Annotated in this window: 20 protein-coding genes; 11 read left to right on the top strand and 9 right to left on the bottom strand. The window is 46.9% G+C overall.

Annotated features, from left to right (window positions below; translation table 11 throughout):
- Positions 1-106: 106 nt before the first annotated feature.
- The 5 genes from BUB18_RS20025 (at position 107) to BUB18_RS20045 (ending at position 4,764) form a co-directional block, all read left to right on the top strand.
- Positions 107-568, top strand: coding sequence for a single-stranded DNA-binding protein (locus tag BUB18_RS20025; RefSeq protein WP_073084478.1), 462 nt, complete (start codon positions 107-109; stop codon positions 566-568).
- Positions 569-713: 145 nt separating this feature from the next.
- On the top strand, positions 714-2,057 hold the full coding sequence (gene gldE / locus BUB18_RS20030) for a gliding motility-associated protein GldE (protein WP_143160015.1): 1,344 nt from the start codon (positions 714-716) through the stop codon (positions 2,055-2,057).
- Between the two features lie 21 nt (positions 2,058-2,078).
- Positions 2,079-2,678 (top strand): gliding motility lipoprotein GldD, encoded by a 600-nt coding sequence (gene gldD / locus BUB18_RS20035; RefSeq protein WP_073084480.1) that lies wholly within the window; start codon positions 2,079-2,081, stop codon positions 2,676-2,678.
- 75 nt (positions 2,679-2,753) lie between these two features.
- Complete coding sequence (locus BUB18_RS20040; RefSeq protein ID WP_073084482.1) at positions 2,754-3,323, top strand: DUF3109 family protein; 570 nt, start codon at positions 2,754-2,756, stop codon at positions 3,321-3,323.
- 67 nt (positions 3,324-3,390) lie between these two features.
- Entirely contained in the window at positions 3,391-4,764 is a 1,374-nt protein-coding gene (locus BUB18_RS20045) for a LutB/LldF family L-lactate oxidation iron-sulfur protein (RefSeq protein ID WP_073084741.1), read from the top strand.
- Here the strand turns inward: BUB18_RS20045 and BUB18_RS20050 are convergent, their stop codons facing one another.
- Both BUB18_RS20050 and BUB18_RS20055 read right to left on the bottom strand, forming a co-directional pair.
- Positions 4,765-5,805 (bottom strand): hypothetical protein, encoded by a 1,041-nt coding sequence (locus tag BUB18_RS20050; protein WP_073084484.1) that lies wholly within the window; start codon positions 5,803-5,805, stop codon positions 4,765-4,767.
- Positions 5,798-6,349 (bottom strand): RNA polymerase sigma factor, encoded by a 552-nt coding sequence (locus tag BUB18_RS20055; protein ID WP_073084486.1) that lies wholly within the window; start codon positions 6,347-6,349, stop codon positions 5,798-5,800. Before BUB18_RS20055 ends, BUB18_RS20050 begins: the two co-directional genes overlap by 8 nt.
- Positions 6,350-6,358: 9 nt before the next feature.
- Between BUB18_RS20055 and BUB18_RS20060 the strand changes: the two genes are divergently transcribed.
- On the top strand, positions 6,359-6,541 hold the full coding sequence (locus BUB18_RS20060) for a hypothetical protein (RefSeq protein WP_073084488.1): 183 nt from the start codon (positions 6,359-6,361) through the stop codon (positions 6,539-6,541).
- Between the two features lie 84 nt (positions 6,542-6,625).
- On the opposite strand, the gene purH is transcribed toward BUB18_RS20060, so the two are convergent.
- From purH to carB, 3 genes are all read right to left on the bottom strand, one after another.
- A complete protein-coding gene (gene purH / locus BUB18_RS20065; RefSeq protein WP_073084490.1) occupies positions 6,626-8,140 on the bottom strand; it encodes a bifunctional phosphoribosylaminoimidazolecarboxamide formyltransferase/IMP cyclohydrolase in 1,515 nt (504 codons plus the stop codon).
- Positions 8,141-8,152: 12 nt separating this feature from the next.
- Positions 8,153-10,075, bottom strand: coding sequence for a ComEC/Rec2 family competence protein (locus BUB18_RS20070; RefSeq protein WP_073084491.1), 1,923 nt, complete (start codon positions 10,073-10,075; stop codon positions 8,153-8,155).
- An 844-nt stretch (positions 10,076-10,919) separates the two neighbouring features.
- A complete protein-coding gene (gene carB, locus BUB18_RS20075) occupies positions 10,920-13,739 on the bottom strand; it encodes a carbamoyl-phosphate synthase large subunit (protein ID WP_073084493.1) in 2,820 nt (939 codons plus the stop codon).
- Positions 13,740-13,923: 184 nt separating this feature from the next.
- Here carB and BUB18_RS20080 point away from each other — a divergent pair, with 184 nt between their 5' ends.
- Positions 13,924-14,556 (top strand): hypothetical protein, encoded by a 633-nt coding sequence (locus tag BUB18_RS20080; protein ID WP_073084495.1) that lies wholly within the window; start codon positions 13,924-13,926, stop codon positions 14,554-14,556.
- Here BUB18_RS20080 and BUB18_RS20085 read toward each other — a convergent pair.
- Together BUB18_RS20085 and BUB18_RS20090 are read right to left on the bottom strand one after the other, a co-directional pair.
- Positions 14,546-15,700, bottom strand: a complete 1,155-nt coding sequence (locus BUB18_RS20085; protein ID WP_073084497.1) for an MFS transporter — start codon at positions 15,698-15,700, stop codon at positions 14,546-14,548. The genes BUB18_RS20080 and BUB18_RS20085 overlap by 11 nt on opposite strands.
- A gap of 15 nt (positions 15,701-15,715) precedes the next feature.
- Positions 15,716-16,462: a DeoR/GlpR family DNA-binding transcription regulator gene (locus BUB18_RS20090; protein ID WP_073084743.1), complete on the bottom strand. Its 747-nt coding sequence runs from the start codon at positions 16,460-16,462 to the stop codon at positions 15,716-15,718.
- Positions 16,463-16,545: 83 nt separating this feature from the next.
- On the opposite strand from BUB18_RS20090, the gene BUB18_RS20095 reads away from it, so the two are divergent.
- A complete protein-coding gene (locus BUB18_RS20095) occupies positions 16,546-17,085 on the top strand; it encodes a 5' nucleotidase, NT5C type (protein ID WP_073084499.1) in 540 nt (179 codons plus the stop codon).
- A gap of 18 nt (positions 17,086-17,103) precedes the next feature.
- Here the strand turns inward: BUB18_RS20095 and BUB18_RS20100 are convergent, their stop codons facing one another.
- Both BUB18_RS20100 and BUB18_RS20105 read right to left on the bottom strand, forming a co-directional pair.
- Entirely contained in the window at positions 17,104-17,646 is a 543-nt protein-coding gene (locus BUB18_RS20100; protein ID WP_073084501.1) for a hypothetical protein, read from the bottom strand.
- A 135-nt stretch (positions 17,647-17,781) separates the two neighbouring features.
- On the bottom strand, positions 17,782-18,387 hold the full coding sequence (locus tag BUB18_RS20105; protein WP_073084503.1) for a helix-turn-helix transcriptional regulator: 606 nt from the start codon (positions 18,385-18,387) through the stop codon (positions 17,782-17,784).
- A gap of 438 nt (positions 18,388-18,825) precedes the next feature.
- On the opposite strand from BUB18_RS20105, the gene BUB18_RS29440 reads away from it, so the two are divergent.
- The 3 genes from BUB18_RS29440 to BUB18_RS20115 all read left to right on the top strand — a co-directional run bounded on the left by BUB18_RS29440 (position 18,826) and on the right by BUB18_RS20115 (position 22,293).
- Positions 18,826-19,146, top strand: a complete 321-nt coding sequence (locus BUB18_RS29440; RefSeq protein WP_143160016.1) for a hypothetical protein — start codon at positions 18,826-18,828, stop codon at positions 19,144-19,146.
- 197 nt (positions 19,147-19,343) lie between these two features.
- On the top strand, positions 19,344-21,257 hold the full coding sequence (gene acs, locus BUB18_RS20110; RefSeq protein WP_073084505.1) for an acetate--CoA ligase: 1,914 nt from the start codon (positions 19,344-19,346) through the stop codon (positions 21,255-21,257).
- A 94-nt stretch (positions 21,258-21,351) separates the two neighbouring features.
- Entirely contained in the window at positions 21,352-22,293 is a 942-nt protein-coding gene (locus tag BUB18_RS20115) for an alpha/beta hydrolase (protein ID WP_073084506.1), read from the top strand.
- Positions 22,294-22,320 lie beyond the last annotated feature (27 nt).

Below are 22,320 nucleotides of genomic sequence, written 5' to 3' on the forward strand. Positions count from 1 at the left end.
AATTTTTTTTTGAATTTCCGATTGCAAAAAAATATTAACTTTAATAAGGTTGTTTATTTATTAAAAGAAGAACTTTTTATCAATAGACTAAAAAAAACCTACAACTATGAGAGGTGTTAATAAAGTAATCTTGATTGGAAATTTAGGCAGGGACCCGGATGTACAGTTTTTGGAAGGAAATATTGCCGTGGCCAAATTTTCGTTAGCTACCACAGAAACATTCAAGGACAGAGCAGGCAAACTCATCAGTCAAACAGAATGGCACACAGTGGTTTTATGGCGTGGACTCGCTGAATTAGCACAGAAGTACCTGCACAAAGGGAGCCTGGTCTATATCGAGGGGCGCCTGCGTACCCGCAGCTGGGAGGATAAGGAAGGCAACAAAAAATTTGCTACTGAAGTTGTAGGAGATAACCTGGTTATGCTCGACAAACGCATGGACCTCAACAGCACCGACCACCCCGTACCTCACCATAGCAGCTCAGGCTCCTCTTCCGGAGAAAATTTCCCGAATAACATGGAAATTCCCCCTTCCCTGAACGAGCCCGCAGACGATCTGCCTTTTTAAGTAATATTAAAAAAGTTTAAGTTTTCATCAGGACGTAATCCCGTAATCGGACATTACTTATATTTGCGTGCATGGAAAATTCCCAGTAAGGAAACACTGCCCGAATTTTCTCTATTTTTGATTCGTTACATCAAAGCTGTAAAACTTGGATATCACTCCGGCAAGCAACATATCCTATTTCCTACAAACCAACAGCGTAATTGCTACACCCAACGTCGTGGTGTTTTCGCTGGTGATTTTTGTACTATTGTTACTCACCTTTATTGTTGCAGGTGCAGAAGTGGCGTTTTTTTCCCTGAACTACAAGGATCTTAACGTCTTGAAAACCAGACAGAATGCCTCCGGCAAGCTCATCACAAAGATGCTGGAGAAACCAAAATCACTCCTGGCATCCCTGCAGATCGCCGGTGTAGTGCTGGCCATCGCATTCATTCTCACCACCAACTTCCTGATCACACAAATGGAAGACCTGCAGACACTGCCGGTAGTATCCTACGTGGTGCGCATCTCCATCATAGCCTTCATACTCCTGTTTTTCGGCCAGATCCTGCCAAGGGTTTGGGCCGCCCAAAACAATATTCGCTTCGCAACCTACTTCGCCTGGTTCGTGAGCATCGTACACGCTACCCTCGAACCCGTGAGCGATTTCTTCGTATCCATGAGTGGCAGCATAGAAGATAAATTCTTCCATCGCGGCACCGGTCCGGTAAACTACCAGGAAATCGATCAGGCCATCGAAATGAGCGTAGACCCTACCGCCTCCCAGGAAGAAAAAAATATCCTCAAAGGAATTCTCAAATTCGGCAATATCACCGTTAAACAGATTATGCGTGGCCGCCTCGATGTAAATGGCATCCAGTACGACCAATCCTTTTCTGACGTGGTAGCCCGCGTGGCGGACCTCCACTACTCCCGGCTGCCGGTATACAAAGGCAACCTGGATAACATTGTAGGCGTCATCCACACCAAAGACCTCCTGCCTCACCTCGATAAAGACAATACCTTCGACTGGCATGAAGTAATGCGCCAACCCTTCTTCGTACACGGACACAAACTCATTGAAGACCTCCTGAGCGAGTTCCAAAGCAGAAGAATGCACTTTGCCGTAGTGGTAGATGAATTTGGCGGCACCTCCGGTATCGTGACCCTGGAAGATATCATGGAAGAAGTAATCGGTGATATCAAAGATGAATTCGATGAAGAAGAATTCAACTTCACCAAAGTCGACAACTTCACCTACGTGTTCGAAGGTAAAACCATGCTCAACGACTTATGCCGCATCATTAACATCCCTGCCGATACTTTTGAAACAGTAAAAGGGGAAAGTGACTCTCTCGGCGGATTAATACTGGAACTCTCCGGAAAATTTCCTGATGAAAACAGCGTTATAAGCTACAGCAACTTTGATTTTACTGTACTGGAAGTAAATAAAATGCGCATCCAGAAAGTGCAGGTAACCATCAGGCCCGATGCTGCAGAACAAGCATAGCCTTTAACGTACAACAGACCAATGCCACATAAAAATCTTGCATGGGTACTATTTCTGGCAATAACAATTGCCTTTAATGCCTGTGATACTGCCTATACACCCAAGCCCAGAGGCTACTTCGAGATCAAATTCCCGGAAAGGAAATATAAAACCTTCGATCAGCCAGGCTACCCGTATACTTTCGAGTATCCGGAATATGCCACCATCATTAAGGATACCTCCTTTTTCGGAGATAAACCCGAAAATCCTTACTGGATCAATATCGACTTCCCCAGCCTCAACGGCAAAATTTACCTCAGCTACAAGATCATCGGTCAGGGACAAAACAACCTGCAAAAGCTGGTGGACGATGCCTTTAAAATGACTTATAAACACACATACAAAGCGGAATACATCGATGAAAACGCCATCAGTACCCCGTTTAAAGTGTATGGTACCTTTTACCAGGTAGGCGGAAACGCCGCCAGCGCCCAGCAGTTTTTTGTGACCGATTCCTCCAGCCACTTCCTCCGCGGCGCCCTGTATTTTGATGCGGCACCTAATGCCGACTCCCTGGCGCCTGTCAATAAATTCCTGAACGAAGACCTGCTGCAGCTCGTAAAATCACTCCGCTGGCGCTAAAAAGCACACAATTTCCCGTAACTTTGGGTCTGAAACTAAAACTCGCTGTATCACCGTACAGCCGTACCATACCCAATGATTATTATCGACGATAAGTACATTAGTGACGAAGTAATTGAAGAGCAATTCGTATGCAACCTGTCGGCCTGCAAAGGCGCTTGTTGTGTAGCGGGCGACTGTGGCGCGCCCCTCGATAAAACGGAGATTAAAATACTGAAGAAAATTTACCCTAAAATTAAGTCTTACCTGCGCCCCGAGGGAATCCGTGAAATTGAACATACCGGCACCAACACTGTTGATAAGGAATACGGTTACGTAACACCTATTATCGAAGGTGGTATCTGTGCGTATGCGTCAATTGATGAACACGGACACGTTGGTTGCGCCATCGAAAAGGCTTACAACGATGGTGTGGTGGACTGGAAGAAACCCATTTCCTGTCACCTCTACCCTATCCGCGTTACTAAATATGAAAGCTTTGAAGCGGTGAATTATGACCGCTGGGACATTTGTAAACCAGCCTGTAAAAACGGAAAAGCTTTACAGGTACCCGTTTATCGCTTTCTAAAAGATGCGTTGATCAGAAAATACGGCACGGAATTTTATGAAGTGCTGGATAAAATTGCTCAGAAGCAATACAAATGAGGAAATTATGAATTCATAATTCCTCCGGTATAAACTATCTTTATTACGCATTTTATCGGATATGCTTATGCACGAAACAGCGTCCACCTTTCTGGAAGAAAGCGAAAAAAAAGCGTCTGATCTAGGTCACCGGCAGACTATCAACTTCAACATAGGAAAATATAATACGGCTGTAAAGGCCGGCAAGCTTCAGTTTACGGACCTGATGGGGGCCAGGGAACGCGCCAAGAACATCAAGTGGCGTGCGATTGAGCACCTGGACAAGCACCTGGAAGAATTCGAGATGAATATCACCAGGCGTGGCGCAAAGGTGATCTGGGCTGAAACTGCCGAGCAGGTACAGCAGGAAATCCTTGCCATCTGCAAAGCAAAACAATGCAAGAGCATTGTAAAAAGCAAGTCCATGGCTACGGAGGAAGTACACCTCAACTCTTTCCTTGAATCAAATAATATCGCCTGTGTAGAAACAGATTTGGGAGAATATATCCAGCAGCTGGACGGCGAACCGCCCTACCACATTGTTACACCGGCCATGCATAAAAGCAAGGAAGATGTGGCAAGGCTGTTTGCGGAAAAACTGGGTACTGATCCGGGGCTTACCCCTGAGCAACTCACCATGGTTGCCCGGGAAAAACTTCGCCAGAAGTACCTGGATGCTGAAATCGGTATCACCGGCGCCAACTTTATTATTGCGGATACCGGTTCTATCTGTGTAACGGAAAACGAAGGAAATGCCCGCCTGAGCACTGCATTTCCCAAAACACATATAGTGCTGGTGGGAATAGAGAAGGTACTGCCTTCTATTACTGACCTGGCACTCTTCTGGCCATTGCTTGCCACTTATGGTACCGGCCAGCAGGTAACCGCCTATAACAGTATTTTCAGTGGTCCCCGCCAGGAAGGCGAGATCGACGGCCCTGACGAAATGTACGTGATCCTGATGGATAATGGTCGCACCAACATCCTGCAGGATACTACTGCCCGGGAAAGCCTTTATTGCATCCGTTGCGGCTCCTGCCTCAACGCCTGCCCTGTTTATAAAAATATTGGTGGTCATACCTACGGCACTACCTACAGTGGCCCTATTGGCTCTGTAATTACGCCGCATCTAAAGGATATGGGCACTTACATGCATCTTAGCTTTGCCTCTTCCCTTTGCGGCAATTGCACGGAGGTGTGCCCGGTACGCATCAACCTGCATGAGCTGTTGCTGCACAACCGGCAAAAAGCGGTGGAAGAAAATTATACTTCCGGCAGCGAAAAGATGGCCTGGTTTGCCTGGAAACAAGGCTGCATGAGCAGGAAAATGATGAATATGGCTGGTGGTAAAATGAAAAATTTCCTGTTGAAGCGGTTTTTTTCCAGGAGTTGGGGAGATAACAGAGCGTTACCTGAATTCGCTCCCAAGTCCTTTAATCAGCTTTGGAAAGAAAGAAGATAATTACTGGTCTTTCCGGAAGAATAATCTGACGGAAACATTTGCCGGCTGGCCATTGGCAGCAGGCTTCCATTTAGGACCATCCTTGATAATAGTTATAGCTGCCTTCGTGGCGGCTATATTTTTGCCCGTAATGACGTTTACACTATCAATCCCCCCGTCTGGTTTTACACTAAAGATCAGGTACACTTCGCTACCTGCGATCTCCGGGTCGGAAGTGATACTTCGCCGTGACAGGTATTCCTGGTAGGATTTCAGGCCTATTTCCGGCTCCGGACCTTTCTCGCCTATAAATACCTCTGCTGCTTTTTCGCGGCTTAAAAGGGCTTTTTGCCTGCCCATTCCCCTTACATCTTCTGTATGTTCTTTTGCCTGGGTGGTATAGCGATTGGAACGGTGGCTGTCAGCCAGCATTAAAGCAGGCGCGGCCTCCTGGGTGTAGCCACGGCTATAAGTATCCGCAGCTTTTTTATCATTTGCGGTGATAAGGGAGTCCGCCAGGGAAGTTATTTCCTGCTGGGTATCCGATATTTCTGCCTGTGGTGAGTTCATGGCCAGCACTGGTGTTTCCGCCTGTTTCATTGCGGCAACGGGCGGGGTTACTGTTTTGGCGGCTTCCGGTTTTTTCGCCCCGGCAGGTGCGGTGTCAGCGGCAGGTGCCGCCGGTGCCTGGTGTTCAGTTTGTGCTTGAGGCTGTACCCCTGCAATCTGAGGTTTCACAGCCGGTTCTCTGAACAGATACCAGCCGCCGGTGGCGAGCAGCAGCAGTATGGCTGCGGCGGCGGCATAGCGGTAGTACATAGGCCGCACCCTGGTTTTCGTTGGCGCCACGCGGGCGTTGAGGCGGGCGTGCAGGTCGTCCAGGTTGGGTTGTTGCTGGGGTGCAACCGTTTCAAAACCTTCCAGTGCCTCGGCCAGGAACGGATCGTCGAGGGCCTGGCGTTCCAGGTCGTGCATAGCTTTATCATCCAGCTCTCCTGCGAGATACTGGCGAATCAGCTCCGAACTAACTGACTGGTGTTTATATGGTTGTTGATCAGGCATGCTGGTCCATACAATTTTTAAGATTACGCTTACCGTTTTGGATATAGCTTTTCACTTTGTTCATATCATAGCCGGTGAGGGCGCTCACTTCCCGGTAGCTTTTTTCCTTGAGGTAGAATAGATCTACACTGCGCTTTTGCTCTTCCGGTAAGGTTTCCAGGCACTTTTCCATGGCCTGGAGGTTGTCTTCCAGGGAGGTTCCGTTGTCATGATGCGCGATTTCTCCGTTTTCCATAACCAGGTTATCATCTATTGACACCTGTTTGGATTCTTTGTTTTTCATGGAACGGAGTTTCATAAGGCAGTGGTTGCGGGAGAGCACGTGGAGCCAGCTCTTAAAGTTCTGGACCTCATGAACTTTCAGCTTTTCGATCAGTTCTTCGAAAATTTGCATCACCGCGTCTTTACTGGCATCTTCATCAAAATATTTCAGACACACCCCATATACCAGGTTCATGTAACGCTGGTAAAGGGCTGCCAGTACGTCGAGTTTGCCGGAGCGTTTGTACTCCTGGATCAAATCCGCGTCGGTGGCGTCTTTCATAATATTTTGATGAATAAACAACTGATTTGTGGGTATGTTATGGAAGCAATAATAGGATTTCTTTCAGGCATAAAAAAGGGGCTGAGTTTTTTTACTCAGCCCCGGGAATTTATTTTTTTGATTTCAGAGGCAAAACCTTCGGTTTTGCTGGCAGGACTACGCGCTGCGCGCGTAGCGGCTTTCTTTTGGTAACTACACCCGGAGCACGCAAAGCCACGGGGAGTATCCTACAGACTGGCGGGGCAGGCATAATGCTTCCCGGAAGCCACTGTACTATTAGTGTCTGAAATGTCTCATACCGGTCATTACCATCACCATGTTGTTCTGTTTAGTGAACTCGATGGAGTCATTATCACGAACGGAGCCACCAGGCTGAATCACAGCGGTGATACCTGCTTCGTGAGCGATGCTTACGCAATCGTTGAATGGGAAGAACGCATCGGAAGCCATCACAGCACCTTTGAGGTCAAAGTTGAACTGTTTGGATTTTTCGATAGCGTGGCGGAGGGCATCGATGCGGGAAGTTTGGCCGCAACCTTTACCAACCAGTTGTTTATCACGAACGAGTGCAATGGCGTTTGATTTCAGGTGTTTGCACACGATGTTGGCAAACTCCAGGTCTGCTCTTTCAGCAGCGTTGGCTGGGCGGGCGCCTACGTCGTTCCATTCTTTATAGTTACCGTTATCAGCATCCTGCAGCAGTACACCGTTTAATACATTTTTGTAGGTGTATTTAGCGGTTACCGGCTGTTTCTGTTCCAGCAGGATACGGTTTTTCTTAGCCTGCAGCACGGTCAGCGCATCTGCATCGAAGCCCGGAGCGATCAGAATTTCGAAGAAGATTTCGCTGATGGATTCAGCGGTTTGTTTATCGATTTGTTTGTTGGTAACCAGTACACCACCGAATGCGCTTTCTTTATCGCCGGCGAGTGCTGCATCCCATGCCTCTTTCAGTGTAGGGCGGGAAGCGATACCACAAACGTTGGTATGTTTGATAACAGCGAAGGTAGTTTCAGTGAATTCCTGCATCAGCTGGCAGGCAGCGTCTACATCCACAATATTATTGAAGGAGAGTTCCTTACCATGCAGTTTGTTGAAGGTTTCATCCAGGTTACCATAGTAAACACCACGCTGGTGAGGGTTTTCGCCGTAGCGGTTTACCTGGCCTTCCCTTACTGATACCTGGAAGTAATCACCTGGTTCGTTGTTGAGGAAGTACTGGGAGATGGCTACATCGTAGTTAGCGCAAACTTCAAATGCTTTGGAAGCAAAGTTTCTGCGGTCCTGGATGGAGGTAGCGCCATTGTTTTCGATCAGCACTTTTTCCAGGTCAGCGTACTGGTCTTTAGATGCAACGATTACTACATCTTTAAAGTTTTTACCGGCTGCGCGGATGAGGGAAACACCACCTATGTCGATTTTCTCAATGATCGCCTGTTCTTCCGAGGTGTTTTTAACTGTTTCTTCGAATGGATACAGGTCTACGATTACCAGGTCAATTTCCGGAATTTCGTATTGTTTCAGCTGTTCCAGGTCCTGTGGATTTTCACGGCGAGCCAGGATACCTCCGAAAACTTTAGGATGCAGTGTTTTAACACGGCCACCCAGGATAGACGGGTAAGCAGTTACATCTTCAACTGCTACGCATTTCACGCCCTGCTCTTCTATAAATTTTTGAGTACCACCGGTAGAGTAAATAGTTACACCTTGTTCACCCAATTTTTTAACAATGGTCTCCAGGTTATCTTTATAGAAAACGGAGATCAGCGCTGATTTAATTTGCTTTTGCATGTATGGAAAACATTAGAAATTAATAACATAGGCTCCCTGGTCCGGAACCGAAATGAAGCGCAAAGTTAAGACGTAACAATCATTTTTCCACTGTTCAATCCTCCGCTTACTATTTCCGGGGCCAATTACGAGGGTATCAAAATCATAGAAGGCCGCTATTTGCCTAATATCCACAGGGGGATTGCGTGACAGGAAAATATAATTTGTTCTGAATTTTTTTGCGGGTGCCACATCTGGCAGGGCGGTGGTTATGCTCACCAGTCGTTTACCATGCTGCAACGTATAGTGCTGCACGTGATAAGGCTTGTTGGCCGGCCGCCATTGCAGGTATAACAGCGCTACCAGCGTAAAGTTCAGGCAGCAGATCACGGTCAGCCTTGCCTCCCTGAAGCGGTGGTACCAGTATAGTGCCAGGGCGGCCAGCGCCAGGTAGAGCAACACCAGCATGGCTTTATTGCAGGGGATATTGGTAATCAGTGCCAGTGGCAATGCTCCTATCCATTTCACCAGGAGGTCCATGAACCATATTAACAGGTGAACACAGCGGCCGATCCAGCTGGCCAGTAACGGAAGCGGCGTTAACAACAGCAATAATATCTCCCCGTAAATAATAACAGTGGATAATGGTACTGCCACGAGGTTAGCCAGCAAAAACCAGGTGGGGAACTGGTGATAGTAATAGAGGCATAGCGGCGTAGTCAGGAGCTGCGCCGCCAGGGTGAGAGCCACCATTTGCCAGAGGTAATCCAGCCATTTACGGGAGCAATGCAGCAGGTTGTAAATCTTAGGCTGGAAAAGGACAATGCTCAGCACCGCCAGGTACGACAACTGAAAGCCGGTATCCATGATCAGGTAAGGGTTTACGGCCAGTAATATAAAGGCAGATGCTGCCAGCGCGTTGAAAATATTGCTTTTCCTGGCCAGCACAAACTGCCCTAACGTAGTAGCGGTGAACATGACAGCCGCCCGTAACACGGAGGCTGAGGCACCTGTTAAAAAAGTAAATCCCCAAAGAAACAGCAGCACCAGTAAGGCTTTGAGATAGTCCGCCCGGCGCCCTGTGGGCAGCCAGGAAAGGCATAGCAACAGGGAGGCGTAGAGCAGCGACAGGTGCATACCTGAAATGGCGATGACATGTACAATCCCGGTATTACTGTAATCACGGACCAGGTCTTTATCGAGCCCTTGCCTGTCGCCAATCAGCAAGGCAGCAGCCATACCTGCTTCCGGACCGGACCCCAGGTAGCGGTTAAACGTGGCGATACAAAATCCGGAGGCCCGGTAGAGAAATAGGCTGATCCGGTTTACAGGTGCTATTCCTGCTGGGTGATACCCGTTTGCCGGAATATATACCTGGTGGTAAATACCCCGGTCCGCGCAATACTGTTGGTAGTCAAAACTACTTTCTGCCCTGTTTCGTATAGGCATAAGCGTATTGTTGCTATACAACAGGCTGCCCCATCGTATACTGTCCTTTAATCGCTTGTCAGCATATACCATTACTTTTCCTTTAGGGGAGATGATATGGCCGTTATGCCGGATATATTTTAGTTGTGCTACAGCGCTGATGCTGTTGGTTTTCACCTGCGGAGGGCCGGTTATTTCGAGCAACATCATATCTCCGGGTGCATAAAACTGCGGGTAAAATGCAGTATGATGCCGGAGGTCGGCCATGTATAAACGCAACGCCCCTACGAAAAACAGGGAAAGCCACAGTACAAGGGCCTGCCAGACTTTTAGCCGGAAGCGCCAGGCAGCAGTAAACTGGCGGTATAACCCACTGAAAATCAGCAGCGGAACTACCAACAGGAACGCATATACGTTTAAGTCTAGATAATATTGCAGCAATATACCCGCAGTGAAGGGTATTATTAACCGGATAAAAGGAGCTGAACCTTTGGTGTCAGGGCTCGATAAAGAGGATTCAAATAACATCGGTGGGCTAACAGTTTATACATTAAAGTTAGTATTCCGAAGCATGCAGAACCTTAATCAGATGTTAACTAAAACGATTTTTTAGCGGGGCATATCAATATATGGGAGCTTGAAAATTTTCTTGTTACTGCGTTAATAATGCACCAATAGGTCAAGATTAAATTTTTCATAAATTACTACCAATCAATATATTTAATATTAATTATTTATTAATCTGTTATTGATTAGTTAACATCTTCTTTAAATATAATATTATTTGTAAACTGCATTACCGGTCACGCTATTTGACTTCTTCTAGAATCAATAGTCGTGTCTTTAATGGTTATTTTGAGGGAAAAGAAGGAGCCTGATCTTTATCAGGCTCTATTTTTTTTAAGGGGAAATCTGATAGTTTTTTAACATCCTGTTTCTGGGATAGCCGGTAATACTTTTTTATCTCTTTTTAATTCGTTTGCAAATGATGCCTTCGGCATCATTGGGGAAGGCCGCGCTGCGCGCGGGGCGTTTCTATTTAACTATGCGATTAGTGCTTCTTCAGTTGGCAGGCTTTTGTGAGAAAGCGGAGTTGCTACCTATGGCAGGGCTGTTTATGCTGCACAGGTAGTTTTGGGTATTGCCGTCGCGGGGGCGTGCAGCTGATAGGGCATTGGCATGCGCAAAAGCTTTTTCGGTTACGCGCACTACAGCTTGCGCCGTGTACTCACCTGCCTCTGCATTTGTGCATAGGGTCGCTACCGCGACCCTATACTGAGAAGACCAGGCCTTCGGCCTGGTCTTCTCAGGCGTAAAACAAGAAAGCCCTTCAGCAGTAGCTGAAGGGCTTCCCATTTATTTCAATACCTGATTACTTGCTCAGGTACATGCTTTTCTCTTTGTAGAGCTGTCTGAAGTAAGGATCACGCAGGTCTTTGATAAAGCGGATAGCTTCACCTGTGGATTTCATTTCAGGTCCGAGTTCTTTGTTAACTCCCGGGAACTTGTTGAAGGAGAACACTGGTTCTTTGATGGCGAAACCGGTCAGTTTTTTCTCGATCTTGAAGTCAGCCAGTTTGTTAGCGCCGATCATCACTTTGGTAGCGATGTTCAGGTAAGGAACCTGGTAAGCTTTCGCGATGAAAGGAGTAGTGCGGGATGCGCGAGGGTTTGCCTCGATCACGTACACATTACCATCTTTAATTGCAAACTGAATGTTGATCAGACCGCGGATGTTAAGTGCGCGGGCAATTTTTTCAGCGTAGTACTCCATGGTAGTTACTTCAATTGGAGTCAGGTTGAATGCTGGCAGCAGTGCGTGGCTGTCACCACTGTGGATACCGGCAGGCTCAATGTGCTCCATCACGCCCATTACATGGAATTGCTCACCATCGAAGATACCGTCGATTTCAGCTTCCTGACAACGATCCAGGAAGTGGTCGATCAGGATTTTATTACCTGGCAGGTGACGCAGCAGGCTCAGTACTGATTCTTCCAGTTCTTCTTCGTTGATAACGATACGCATACGCTGACCACCGAGTACATATGAAGGACGCACCAGTACAGGGTATCCAACTTCTTTGGCTACTTCGATAGCTTCGTCTGTGCTGTAAGCGGTGCCATACTTAGGATAAGGGATACCGAGTTCTTTCAGCATGTCGGAGAAACGACCACGGTCTTCCGCGATGTCCATGTTATCGAAAGAAGTACCGATGATTTTGATTCCGTTTTCTTCGAGGCGTTTAGCGAGTTTCAGCGCTGTTTGGCCACCCAGCTGTACGATCACTCCTTCTGGTTTTTCCAGTTCGATGATTTCCCACAGGTGCTCCCAGAATACTGGCTCGAAGTACAGTTTATCTGCCATGTCGAAATCGGTAGATACTGTTTCAGGGTTACAGTTCACCATGATTGCTTCATAACCGCAATCCTGGATGGCCTGCAGACCGTGTGTACAGCAGTAGTCGAATTCGATACCCTGACCGATCCTGTTAGGACCAGAGCCCAGTACAATGATTTTCTTTTTATCGCTGCTAACCTTGCTTTCGTTTTCAGTATCGAAAGTAGAATAGAAGTAAGGAGTTTTAGCTTCAAACTCTGCTGCGCAGGTATCTACCATTTTATAGGTACGGATGATGCTGTTCTCTTTACGTTTAGCGTATACTTCTTCTTCCTCGCAGTTACCGAAGAGGATGGAGAGTTGTTTATCGGAGAAGCCCATTTTCTTGGCGTCGCGCAGCATATCTACCGGAACGCTTTCGAGGTCGTGCTCAGCCAGTTGTTTTTCCAGGGTAACGATATCATTGATCTGGTGCAGGAACCAGCGGTCGATATACGTTTGCTGATGGATATGTTTTACAGAAACACCTTCCATGAGTGCATCTTTAATACGGAAGATACGATCCCAGGTTGGGCGTTTCAGTTTTTCCAGGAGTTGTTCACCTTTCAGCATGGATTTACCGTAGTAGCCCAATCCCAGTGCATCGTTCTCGAGGCTCTGGCAGGCTTTCTGCAGCGCTTCAGGGAAAGTACGGCCAATTGCCATTACCTCACCTACTGATTTCATTTGCAGACCTAAGGTATCATCCGCTCCTTTAAATTTATCGAAGTTCCAGCGTGGCATTTTCACGATCACGTAGTCCAGTGCTGGTTCGAAGAATGCGGAGGTAGTTCTGGTGATCTGGTTTTCCAGTTCATCCAGGGTGTAACCGATGGCCAGTTTCGCTGCAATTTTAGCGATAGGGTAACCGGTTGCTTTTGAAGCTAGTGCGGAAGAGCGGCTTACGCGTGGGTTGATTTCGATGGCGATCAGCTCTTCGTTTTCCGGATTAAGGGAGAACTGAACGTTACAACCACCTGCGAAGTTTCCGAGGTCGCGCATCATCATCATGGCTTTGTTACGCATGTCTTGGAAAGCGGTATCGCTCAGGGTCATGGCAGGAGCCACTGTGATGGAGTCACCGGTATGGATACCCATAGGATCCAGGTTTTCCACCGTACAGATGATCACTACGTTGTCGTTTTTGTCGCGCAGCAATTCCAGTTCATATTCTTTCCAACCCAGTACGGCTTTTTCCACCAGTACTTCGTGAATCGGAGAAGCTTTCAGACCGCGGTCGAGTGCTTCATCCAGTTCGTCTTTGCTGTGTACGAATCCACCGCCGGTACCACCGAGAGTGAAGGAAGGACGGATTACTAACGGGAATCCGATTTCCTGTGCAAACTCTTTACCTTCCAGGAAGGAGTTAGCAGTTCTGGCAGGCGCTACAGGAACACCCAGCTGTATCATCCACTGACGGAATTGTTCTCTGTCTTCCGCTTTGTCGATAGCTTTGATGTCCACACCAATCAGGCGCACATTGAATTTTTCCCAGATACCCAGTTCATCCACTTCTTTACAAAGATTCAGCGCAGTCTGCCCACCCATAGTAGGTAATACGGCATCTATCTGGTTTTCTTCCAGGATCTGCTCAATGCTTTCCACGGTCAGTGGCAGCAAATAAACCTTATCGGCCATCATTGGATCTGTCATGATGGTCGCGGGGTTGGAATTAATCAAAATCACTTTTATTCCTTCTTCGCGCAGCGAGCGTGCTGCCTGGGAACCGGAATAGTCAAATTCGCAAGCCTGACCAATAATAATAGGACCAGAACCGATAATGAGAACAGATTTGATAGATGAGTCTTTTGGCATTTGTGTAATCTATTGAAAATGAAAAACCAAATTGATCTTTCTGCCAACGATGGGAACAAAAAAATCGTGCAAAGTTACGGAGATTAGAGATTACTGCACAATAAAATTTTAATTTTTTTTTCGACCGTCTGTTTTTTGCAGGAAAATTTTGTATTATATATGCAGAAATAATCATTTGTAGGGCATGTTTCCGCAGTACAGAAAAATCGCTGTTAAATATGGCAGTAATGTCCTTTATGTAGAAGGTACAAGAGACCAGCCAGTACATTCCTATTCCTTTGAAATAGACTACCACGGCGCAAAAGGAAGGATAAGAGTCAGTTGGGAAAATCACGAACAGGATTTTTCAAACAATTATAAACCTATCCGGGATCTGTTATGGATACTGGACCTGCTTAAAGGAAGAAATAAGCGGTTCTCCACCACTAGAAAAGAATATAACTATTCAACTGAAATATTTTTCGAGTTACCTAATAACGAGCTCTTCCTTGATGTAGGGCCGCGATCCATTTACCGCAGGTTTATGCAAGGATTTACCGGCAGAGAAATTAAAACCACACCCGGGTTTATAGGGAAGGGCCTGCATATCTATTGCAATAAGGATCGGGAAACATTCAAAACGGCCTTGTTCCGGCTCCTTGAACTCCATAAAAGCGAGAATTTATATCTCACCACCAGTTACCAGGATGCAATTACTACCAAACACAACCTGTACCTGCGGGTGGGCAGTTTTTATAAAACAGAACAGGCACTGGAAACTCTATTGAGCAATTGCCATCAGCTGCTGATGACGATGACAACCGGGGTTAAATCCTGATCCTGCTCGCCAGCACTGCTATCAGCGCGCCCATCACCGCAATCATCGTAAAGGAAACAGAGAGGCTGCTCACCTGCGCCACAAAGCCAATCAGTGGGGGCCCGCAAAGGAAGCCGAGGTAACCGATTGTGGAAACGGTGGCCAGTGCCATACCGGGCGACATGAGCGTTGTTTTGCCGGCGGCACTGTACACCAGCGGCACCACGGAGCATACCCCCAGCCCTACCAGCATGAAACCGAAAATGGCAGAGAAGAAATAAGGGAAAATAACGGCAATCAGCAGGCCTCCAGCGGTGAGTAAACCACTGGCGATCAGCATTACTTTAGCGCCATATTTTACGCGCAAACGATCAGCAATAAACCGGCCGGTTGCCATGGTGGTCATAAACGCAAATGAGCTGGCTACAGCAAAAGAAGGATCAATTTTTAATACCCTGCGGAAATAGATAATACTCCATTCAAACATAGTTCCCTCGCAGATCATGGAGCAAAACGCAATGATACCAAGCGTAAGCAGAAATTTATCCGGCCTGGAAAAAAGCGGTTGGTTGGCGGAGATATTTGTGTCCTGCTGAATGATACGGGAAGATGTAAGTGCTACAATGGTCCATCCCATCATAGCCACAAAAAGGAAGTGATAAACGGGTTCGATGCGCAGGGCCACCATGATCCAGCCTATGCCGATTCCGGCTGCTCCGGCAGCGCTCCAGAGGCCATGAAAGGAGGCCATGATAGAGCGACCATACATCGCTTCCACCGCTACTGCCTGTGTATTCACGGCAATGTTGGCGAGATTACCGCAAAAGCCGAACAGCACGAGCACGCCCATCAGCTGCCAGGGTGCTGTTGCCAGCCCCAGTACAGGCAGCAGTGCCGCGTAGGCGATGCCTGCATTCACTACCACCTGCCGGCTGCCGAATTTGGATACCAGCACGCCTGCCGTGGGCAGGGAGATGATGGAGCCAATAGGCAATGCCAGCAACACGGTGCCCAGCCCTGCATTATTAAGCTGCATGGCCTGCTGGATATCAGCAATACGGGATGTCCAGCTGCTGAAACATAGTCCTGTCAGGAAAAACAGGGCACTTACCGCAATGCGGATGGTTCGTTTACCTGCTGCGTGTAAGGATAACTCGTTTATCATTTACTGTCGTTAATGTTATATCACCTGGATGCCCAGGTTGCTATATGGTTTGAGGGAAGGAAGTTCCGGGTTATCCGTCACGATGGTATCAATGCCTTGTATGTCGCATACCTTGTAAGGTTCTGCTGTCCCCATTTTATCGCTGGTAGCGAGGGCAATGGTTTTATAGGAGGATGCCACCATCTCTCTTTTCACATCGGCTTCATTCAGGTCCAGTCCCGTTACGCCGGCGTCCGGGTGCAGGGAGCAGATGCCGAGGAAGCAAAGGTCGGCTTTAATCCGTTGAAACATTTTAATTGTTTCCATGCCTCCGGCCGTTTGGGAGTCCTTCCCGATGCGTCCGCCGGTAAATATAAGGTCAATGGATGGATGGTCCACCAGTTTAGCTGCAATAGGAACACTGTTGGTGATAATGGTGGCTTTAAGGTGAAGTGGCAGTATCTGCGCCAGCATGAGCGTGGAGGTGCCGCCGTCGAGGATGATGGTTTGCCCGTCGTGTATGAACGACAATGCTTTTGAAGCGATGTGCTTCTTATCATCTTCGTGGTAAACGATTCTTTCTTTAAACGAATATGGGTTGGGTGAGTGCGGGATGGCGCCGCCGCGTACCTTGATGAGCTGACCACTTTGTGCCAGTGCTTCCAGGTCCCTGCGCACGGTATCTTCTGATACCTGCAGGTCGTTACTCAGTTCTGCCTGCAATACTTTATGATCTGCCTGCAGTTTCTTTAAAATATAATCCAGCCTTTCCTCTTTCAGCATAATCTTGCCATTTTCTGCAATATTATGAAATATTTTGCGATAATTTGCTGAATTTTGCATAAGTTTGCAAAAAACAGCAAAATATGGCAAGAATAGCAATTGATATGGACAATGTGATGGCGGACTTAACGGCTCACATGATCCATTTATATGAACAGAAGCATGGCGTAAGAGTAACGAGGGAATCGCTCAACGGGCATCCGGACGGTGGTGGATTTCCTATTGAGGGAGAAACGCTGAAATTTATCCATGAGGAGGGCTTTTTCCGCAGCCTGCCGGTAATGCCGGATAGCCAGGAGGTGATAAAGTCGCTGATGGATAAGCATGAGGTGTTTATCGTATCTGCAGCCACGGAGTTTCCGTTATCGCTTAAGGAGAAGATAGACTGGCTGGGTGAACATTTCCCTTATATCAGCTGGAGAAATGTAGTTTTATGTGGCTCCAAGACCATCATAGAAGCCGACTACATGATTGACGACCACGATAAGAACTTGCGTTATTTCAAGGGTGAGCGCTTATTATTTACGGCTCCTCATAATATCCTGTTAAACGACTACAAGCGGGTAAACAACTGGCAGGAAGTGGCGGAGTATTTTCAGCTGACGCCTGCGCTGGTAAAGTAAACCGTTCACAAACGATAGTCAGACCTGCACTGGTTGTTTCTTTTCCAGTGCTTTCAACCTTCTTACACATTGTTGTAGCTCCATACATTTATCCAGGTAGGCTTCCATCCAGTTTACCTCCTGCAGGGCTGTTTGCGGATTGGTGAACCATGCAGGATCAAGTTGGATGCTATTCGCCAGTAGTTGAAGCTGCGCGGCGGTTAATACCTCCTGGTCTGTCCACTCGTACAATTCATCCGTCTTAATATCCAGCGAAATGGCTACCTGCTTTGGTTTCAGCTTATGAATAGCAAAGTAGAGCAGGAGTCGTTCGCCCTGGTGTGGGGTATTTTGCTCATTCAGGGAGTTCCAGTTCAGGAATTCTTCCAGGGTAATAGGAATGGCCTGGAGCATTTTCATCAATTTTTCCGTTTTGATTTTAGGTTTGAGGAAGTTGTCGTACAGCCCTGGTCGGGTGTACCCCGTCAGCTTTGCGAAGGTGGTGAGTACAAACTTTTTATCTCTTAAAATGCGCCTCAAACGTATGCCGTGATGGATCTCATATTGTGGTACCATAAGCATGTAATGCTGTGCTTTTTAGTTTTTTATGGGGTATACACAGCTGTACAAATATAGCTATTTGTAATTACAAAATAACACTCAATATCATTCTTATTATTTACAAAAGGATGTCATTTTGATACGCAGCGTATCAAATCAGCGGGTTTTTGCGACTTTTTTCACTTCCTGGAGTTCGCGGCGCAGCTGAATCACTTCATCCTTAAGGTTATTGTACAGGTGCAGCAGTTCATTATGGTCTTCGAGGAGCTTATAATATTTCTCTCTTTGGGTCATCATTTCTTCGGTATCGCTATTGCGGGCTTCGGCAACGGTACCGGGGTTCAAAAAGGCCTCCAGGCTTATATCTACGGCTTTTGCGGCCCGCTCCAGCTCACTGGGCGAAAAAGTCTGTTTTTCGAAGAGATTATACATGGTCCTGCGGCTCATATCCATCCGCTCTGCGAGACGACTTCTATTAAGCCCTTTTTCGGCAATAATGGCCAGTAATCGTTCCCCGTGGTGCAGGTTCTTATCCTGCGCAATCAGCTGTGCGCCATTCCAGCGCATAAACTCTTCAGTAGTGATGCCAATGATGGTGCAAAAACGCTCCAGGTTGGCTCTTTTCATATCACTTTTGCGTAAATGATAATGTGCTATCTGGTTGGTAAAACCGGCTTTCTTGGCAAAGTCGATCACCTTAATCTTCCTTTGTTTCAGAATCTGCTTTAACCGTTGCCCCATGTGTATCAGGCTCGTCTGCATCGTTAAGTTTTTTGTTTACATGACTGCTTTCCGGACCCTTCCGGAGCAATCGCCGTATAATTTAGCAAAAAACTGGCGCATGATGATAATTAAATTATTATTTCAACATTTTATTAATCCATAAATGCCACCTGGACAGGCCTAACGCCGACGCGTAAACGAAGAAAAATGATCAGATTTTTATCAGATTTAAAACGGGAATATCGATTTGCGCGTGATATTTTTTATGTCAGCAAACCACTTGACAAGTTTTGAACATTTTTGAGAAATTTTACCCGCCACTGTCAACTATCATATCTTGAAAATTAGCTACAGCATTGGATTACAAAGGACAAATATTGATTAAAAAAATGTATCAATAAATTGTTACATTTAAAATCTTTATAAATATATTTGCTTACATAATAATTCACTCATCCTTTGTTAAAACTATAAATTATGTTACCCGTTCTCAAATCAACCATTGGGAAGTATAAATCCACGATGCCCAAAAGCACTAAAAATATCCTGGCGGTTTTTCACGCCCGACTATCAGACGTTCCGATCACGTTTCGGGAACGAGTTTGCAAAGAATGCAAATGGAGTGTTCCTACATTCTATCGCAAAATGCGCCTGAAAGACAAACCGGATGAAAACGGGGAAATCAATTTTGCGCTGAGCAATGCAGAGAAAGAGAAAATAATAGCAATCCTGTTCGAAGTACTACAGGATACGAACCGCTATTTTGCACGTAACCAGAAAAAAAAATCATCAAAATGATGACATAAACTAATTTTTATCGACACAAAACAATGAGCACCTCACTTTACATTCTTGTAAGCTGAGGTTTTTCTGTTGAATAAAACTTTAACAAATAACCTTCCTTTTTAGATTTTCTCTATCAAACTTCCAATTTTTCTTAAATTTAAAGCCCGTTAGGAAATGCTTGTACTTAACCAAATAACAATTACGGTGCTATGTCGTACCCATACCAGATTAAGAACATTGAAGAATACCAGCAGGCTTATCAACAGAGCGTAATGGACCCGGAAGGGTTCTGGGCTAACATTGCAGACCACTTCCTGTGGAAACGCAAATGGGACAAAGTGCTGGAGTGGAACTTTAAAGACCCGGAGATTAAATGGTTCCAGGGCGGCAAAATGAATATTACAGAAAACTGCCTGGACCGCCATCTCGGTACCCTCGGGAACCAGCCTGCGATCATCTGGGAACCTAATGATCCGGAAGAAAGACACCGCATTCTCACTTATCGCGAGCTATATAATAAAGTAGTCCAGTTTGCCAACGTACTCAAAAACAATGGTGTTAAAAAAGGTGACCGTGTATGTATTTACATGGGCATGATTCCTGAACTGGCCATCTCCGTGCTCGCGTGTGCCCGCATCGGTGCTATACACTCAGTAGTATTCGGAGGCTTCTCAGCACAGTCCATCGCCGACAGAATCAAAGACGCTTCCTGCAGCCTCGTAATTACCTGCGATGGCGCATTCCGCGGCAATAAAGACATTCCGCTGAAATCCGTGATAGACGACGCCCTCATGGGATGCCCTACCGTAGAAAAAGTAATCGTGTGCACCCGCACCCGCACTCCCGTAAGTATGCTCAAAGGCAGAGACGTTTGGTGGGAAGATGAAATCAAAGCGGTAGAAACAATGGGCAACCCTCCGGTAGCCGCCGAAGAAATGGACGCTGAAGATATGCTCTTCATCCTTTACACTTCCGGCTCCACCGGTAAACCTAAAGGCGTAGTGCACACCTGTGCCGGCTACATGGTTTATGCCAACTATACATTTGTAAATACTTTCCAATACCAGCCAGGCGAAGTATACTTCTGTACCGCAGATATCGGCTGGATCACCGGTCATAGCTATATCATCTACGGACCATTGTCCGCCGGAGCTACCACCCTCATGTTTGAAGGGGTACCTACCTATCCTGATGCAGGCCGCCTCTGGGAAATCGTAGATAAATACCGCGTAAACACTTTATACACCGCACCAACAGCCATCCGCAGCCTGATGGGCTTTGGCCTCGGTCCGGTAAACCATAAAGACCTCAGTTCACTCCGTAAACTGGGCTCGGTAGGTGAACCTATCAACGAAGAAGCATGGCATTGGTTTAAAGATAATATCGGTAAAGGCAGATGCCCGATCGTGGATACCTGGTGGCAAACAGAAACCGGTGGTATCATGATCACACCCATTGCAGGTGTTACCAAAGAAAAGCCCGGCTACGCCACCCTCCCACTCCCGGGTGTACAACCAATACTGGTTGACGAAACCGGGAAGGAAATCAAAGGCAACGGCGTAAACGGTAACCTCTGTATCAAATTCCCATGGCCAGGCATGCTGCGCACCACCTACGGCGATCATGAACGTTTCCGTAACACGTACTTCAGCACTTACGAAAACCTCTACTTCACCGGCGATGGCTGCCTCCGCGACGACGATGGTTACTACCGCATCACCGGCCGCGTAGATGATGTTCTCAACGTAAGTGGTCACCGCATCGGTACTGCAGAAGTGGAAAACGCTATCAATATGCACGCCGGCGTGGTGGAAAGCGCTGTAGTCGGCTATCCTCACGATATCAAAGGCCAGGGTATATACGCCTACGTTACCATGGAAAAAATGACCCATGATGCAGAGCTTACTAAAAAAGATATCGCACAAACAGTAGCCAGAATCATCGGCCCTATTGCCAAACCAGACAAGATTCAATTTGTAAGCGGCCTTCCTAAAACAAGATCCGGCAAAATCATGCGCCGCATCCTCCGTAAGATCGCTGAAAATGATATGGACAACCTCGGTGATACCTCTACCCTGCTCGATCCGGGCGTGGTGGAAGAAATCAAACGCGGTAAACTTTAATTGCTATAGCAGCTGCCTCCAGGGGCAGCTGCTTTTTTACTTCCCTTCCCGAGTCAGCTGTAAATACGTAGCCAAAGCCCGGAACTGACATTTTATGAAACTGCTTAAACGCCTGGGATACTTACTCCTGGCCCTTTTCCTCCTCCTGAATGTTATCGCCGCCTTCCACGCGTGGAAGTTTACACATTTCTACAACGACCCTAATCATATCAACAAAAAGCCGGAACAAATGGCCGTGGGCGAAAAAATGCAAATGGTGCTTCTCGGCGTTCGTATATCCAAATCCGTAATAAAGCATTTTCCTGATACGGTGTATAAAGATGTAAATCTTAAGACAGCAAAAGGGATTCGTATAAATTCCTGGTGGATACCGGTGGCCCATCCCATAGGCAACGTTATTCTCTTCCATGGTTACAACGGCTCCAAACAAGGGCCACTGCCGGAAGCAGCTTATTTCCGGAGCCTGGGATACAATACGCTGCTGGTGGACTTCCGGGCACACGGTAACAGTGGAGGTAATACCTGCAGTATCGGGTTTTATGAAAAGGAAGAAGTAAAACTCGCCATGGAATATGTGCAGGCACAATCTCAAAAACCAATTGTGCTCTGGGGCGTAAGCATGGGTGCCGCTGCTATTCTGAACAGTATAGCTCAATACCGGCTGCAACCGGCTAAAATCATCATCGAATGCCCATATGCTACCCTGGTAGATGCCGTAAACAGTCGCATGCGCTCCGTGCATTTACCCACCACCCCACTGTCGCAGCTGCTAACCTTCTGGGGAGGCCTTGAACAGGGATTCTGGGGCTTTGGCATGCAACCGGCCGAATACGCCAAAAAGGTAACCATGCCCACGCTCTACTTCTGGGGAAAAGCTGATATCCGCGTTATGCAACATGAAACCTTATCCGTATTCAATAACCTGGCAACAAAAAACAAGAAATTATACATGGTAGAAAAGGCCGGCCATGAGTCATTTTGCCGCAAAGTGCCCACAGAATGGAGAAGGGAAGTACTCCACTTCTTAAAACACTAAAAGCGCGCACCAACAGCGTGAATGGAA

The sequence above is a fragment of the Chitinophaga jiangningensis genome (assembly GCF_900142605.1).
Taxonomy (GTDB): domain Bacteria; phylum Bacteroidota; class Bacteroidia; order Chitinophagales; family Chitinophagaceae; genus Chitinophaga; species Chitinophaga jiangningensis.